We start from the raw sequence: 4,092 nt of genomic DNA on the forward strand, positions 1-4,092 counted from the left end.
TAGAGGCCGATGGTACTGCATGCGCGAGCGTGTGGGAGAGTAGGTTGTTGCCAGGTTCTTATAGAAAGCATTTAGATTTAACATCTAAATGCTTTTTTTTTTGAAATTAAGTTAAGTTATATGATAATTTAATATATAATAAAGGTATATTATAAAATTATGAGGTGAGAAATTGAATAAGGAATTAGGTAATAGTTATAAAGTTATAAAAGCATTTAATAATAATGTTATAGCAATTGATATAAATGGACAAGAAAGTATACTATTTGGAAAAGGAATTGGGTTTGGTAAAAAGCCAGGAAATAGTGTAGATAAGGGAACTATATATGAAAAAATATTTATTTTAGAGGATAAAGAAAATATTAAAAATTTTAATGAAGTAGTTAGTAGGAATGATGATGATTTTATAGGTATCTGCGAAGAGTTTATTTCAAATATTGCAATTGAACTTAATGAGGATTTAAATGAAACTATACACATAGGTCTTATTGATCATATTTCAATAGCTTTAAAAAGACTTTCAGAGGGGGAAGTCATTGAAAATCCATTTTTAGTTGAAATTCAAACTTTATATTCTGTAGAATTTGATTTAGCAAAAAAATTAGCATTAGAATTAGAAAATAAAACAGATGTATATATTCCAGATGGTGAAGTAGGGTTAATTGCACTACATATACATTCAGCTAGAAATAGTGGGAAGTTATCGAATACAATAAAATATGCTTATGTTGGAAGTTCAGCTATAGAAACAATAGAAGAATTAATGGATATTAAAATTGATAGAAAAAGCCTTGATTATGCTAGATTTTTAACTCATTTAAGATTTGCAATGGAAAGAATTTTAAAAAATGTTGAAAATGAAAATGATTTCTTAGATTTAATAAAAATAAAATATAGAAAATCATATAAAGTGTCTAAAGAAGTTGGAAAACTTATTGAAGAATCATTAAATAAAAAAGTTAATGATGATGAAATTGCTTACATGGCAATGCATATTGAAAGATTTGTAAAGGCTTTTAAGTCTAAAAACAAATAAAATATAAAAAATCCAAATTATATAATTATAATTTGGATTTTATTATTATTTTTTATAATTAACTACAACATCAGATCCAGCTTTAACTGTTTTACCAACTATTGGAGTTATTGACTTAACAGAATCAGGATTAGTTATTAAAATTGGTGTAATAAGTGAAATCCCTTTTGATTCTATAAAATCTTTATTTATTTTTATTATAGGAGTTCCTGCTTTTATTTGAGTTCCAGGTTCAATTAATCTTTCAAAACCTTCTCCATCAAGTGAAACTGTATCTATTCCTATATGAACTAAAAGTTCAATTCCACCATCTAAAGTCATTGCAAAAGCATGGTTTGTTTTAAATATTAAACTAAGTTCACCATCACAAGGTGCAACTATAATATTACCAGTAGGATCTATAGCGATTCCTTCACCTGCCATTTTTTGAGCAAAAACAGGATCAGGTACATTTGATAAATCTATTGTTGTACCATCTATTGCAGCTATTAATTCTAAATCTTTCTTTAAAAATCCAAACATATTATTCTCCTAGTATTCATAATGTAGCTAAACACTAGGAAGTTCACATCCCTTCATTATTTATTTTATTATATAAAAAAAGACATAAGTATCCCGAAAGAACTTATGCCTGACTAAACAGTAACACGTCTTAATCAGTATATTATATATATGATAAAATGTCAAATGTTAATTGTGTCTAAAAAGAAAGGAAAAAGTAGCAAAAAGTTGACAAAATACTTCAAATATATTAAGATTAGTACATAGAATGATTTTATATTGCGAATTAAATAGAGAATATTTAGAGGCGTGTAACCTTGATGGGCATAAGCTGAAAAAGATAGTATACAAATTAAATTGTATTTTATCTTTTTCAGCTTTTTTATTTTATTAGGGTTGATTTGAAAATATTTATACAGCTATTTTAATTTGAAGAGATAAAAAATTAGTGTACGTAAGAGGAGGGGTTTTGATGGCAACAGCATCAAAAAGAAAGATGGGTAGTGAAATACTTGGATTTCTACAGAAAATAGGTAAATCAATAATGGTTCCAATAGCAGTAATGCCTGCACTGGGATTATTATTAAGACTAGGAGATAAGGATCTTTTAAATATTCCTTGGCTTAGTGCAGCTGGATCAGCCGCATTTGGTGTAAATATGGCTATGTTATTTGCCGTTGGAATAGGATTTGGACTTTCAAAAGAAAATAATGGGGTTGGTGGACTTGCAGGATTACTAGGGTTCTTAGTAATGAGTAATGTTGCAAAGGCATTTAATCCGACAATAGATATGGGTGTATTTGGTGGAATACTTACTGGAGTAATTGGTGGGCTTCTTTATAATAAGTTCCATAATATAAGAGTTCCAGCAGTTCTTGGTTTCTTTGGAGGAAAAAGATTTGTTCCAATCATAACATCAGCAGTATGTGTAGGGCTTGGTATATTCTTTGGATATGTATGGCCAATGGTTCAAGTAGGACTAAATGAATTTGCAGTATTTATGACAAGTGCAGGTTTTGTAGGTGCTGGAGTTTATGGGTTCTTAAATAGATTATTAATTCCAATTGGATTACATCATGTAATGAATACAGTATTTTGGTTCCAACTTGGAAATTATACTGACCCAGTTACTCATCAAATAGTTACTGGAGATATTTCAAGATTCTTAGCAGGTGACCCAACAGCTGGTGTTTATACAGCAGGGTTTTATCCAATAGTTATGTTTGGACTTCCAGCAGCTTGTCTAGCTATGTATAGAATGGCTAAGAAAAGTAAAAAAGCACAAGTTGGAGGAATGTTCTTATCACTTGCATTAACAGCATTTATAACTGGTATTACAGAGCCGATAGAATTTACATTTATGTTCTTATCACCAGTTTTATACTTTATACATGCAGTATTAACAGGAATATCTATGGCAGTAGCTTATGCTCTTAATATACATTTAGCGTTTAGTTTCTCAAGTGGACTTATGGATTACGCCTTATACTTCGGTAAGGGAAAAAATCCTCTACTATTATTAGTGATGGGTGCAGTAGCATTTGTAATTTACTATTTCTTATTTGTATTCTTCATTAAGAAATTTGATTTAAAAACTCCAGGTAGAGAAGATGATGATATATTTGATGGTGTAGGAAGTAAAGATGAAAGTTCAACAGATAATAGTTTAACATCAGTAGCTAATGGGATATTAGAATCAATAGGTGGAAAAGAAAATATTGAGGTATTAGATAATTGTGTAACAAGACTTAGATTAACACTTAAAGATACATCTATAATGGATGAAATAAGAATTAAAGCGTTAGGTGCTAAGGGAATAATGAAACTTGGATCAAATAATGTACAAATAATAATGGGAACATTAGCGGATCCAATAACAGCAGAAATGAAAAAAATAGTTAGTGGTCAAGTTATAGTTAAAAAAGATGAACCGGTAAAAGCAACTTCTAAAAAAGAAGGGTTAGCTGGTGTAGCTGAAGGTTTATTAGAAGCAATAGGTGGAAAAGAAAACATTGAGGTATTAGATAACTGTGTAACAAGACTTAGATTAACACTTAAAGATACATCTGTAATGGATGAACCTAAAATTAAAGCATTAGGTGCTAAGGGAATAATGAAACTTGGGTCAAATAATGTACAGATAATAATGGGAACATTAGCAGATCCAATAGCATCAGAAATGAAAAAATTAGTTTAATATAAATAGACTACCTTAAAACAAATTTTGTTTTAAGGTAGTTTTTTAGGTTTTTACTCAAATATGGATATAAAAATAGTTAAATAGATGAAATAGCATTTATATTTATCAAAAAGATGAGAAAAAGTTTTTTTAGTATATAAAGCTTGAGAAATATAATGAAAAAATAAAGGTAAGGTATGATAAGTACTAGATTTAGCAGATGATTTTGATAATATTTAAAAATAAATAAAATAAATAAAATAAATTTAAAAAACTGTTGACATAATATATGATAAGATGATATTATATAGAAGTTGTCTAAAACAAGGCGATAAGGTCTTTGAAAATTAAACAGATGAAATTAAGTAAACCAGCA

The 4,092-nt window shown here is 28.6% G+C and carries 3 protein-coding genes and 1 pseudogene; 3 read left to right on the top strand and 1 reads right to left on the bottom strand.

Annotation, left to right across the window (positions count from 1 at the left end; all coding sequences use genetic code 11):
• Nucleotides 1–172 precede the first annotated feature (172 nt).
• Nucleotides 173–1,036, top strand: a complete 864-nt coding sequence (locus Q0V15_RS12230) for a PRD domain-containing protein (protein WP_297439417.1) — start codon at nucleotides 173–175, stop codon at nucleotides 1,034–1,036.
• A 45-nt stretch (nucleotides 1,037–1,081) separates the two neighbouring features.
• Here the strand turns inward: Q0V15_RS12230 and Q0V15_RS12235 are convergent, their stop codons facing one another.
• On the bottom strand, nucleotides 1,082–1,558 hold the full coding sequence (locus Q0V15_RS12235; protein WP_297439419.1) for a PTS glucose transporter subunit IIA: 477 nt from the start codon (nucleotides 1,556–1,558) through the stop codon (nucleotides 1,082–1,084).
• 475 nt (nucleotides 1,559–2,033) lie between these two features.
• On the opposite strand from Q0V15_RS12235, the pseudogene nagE reads away from it, so the two are divergent.
• Together nagE and Q0V15_RS13015 are read left to right on the top strand one after the other, a co-directional pair.
• A pseudogene (nagE, locus tag Q0V15_RS12240) lies at nucleotides 2,034–3,437 on the top strand (N-acetylglucosamine-specific PTS transporter subunit IIBC); the annotation flags it as partial.
• Nucleotides 3,423–3,734 carry a glucose PTS transporter subunit EIIB gene (locus Q0V15_RS13015; protein WP_367173777.1) on the top strand — a complete coding sequence of 104 codons (312 nt, stop codon included), beginning with the start codon at nucleotides 3,423–3,425 and terminating at the stop codon, nucleotides 3,732–3,734. The pseudogene nagE and the gene Q0V15_RS13015, both read left to right, overlap by 15 nt.
• The last annotated feature ends 358 nt before the right edge of the window (nucleotides 3,735–4,092 follow it).

It is taken from the genome of uncultured Clostridium sp. (assembly GCF_947036855.1).
In the GTDB taxonomy this organism is placed as follows: Bacteria; Bacillota; Clostridia; order Clostridiales; family Clostridiaceae; genus Sarcina.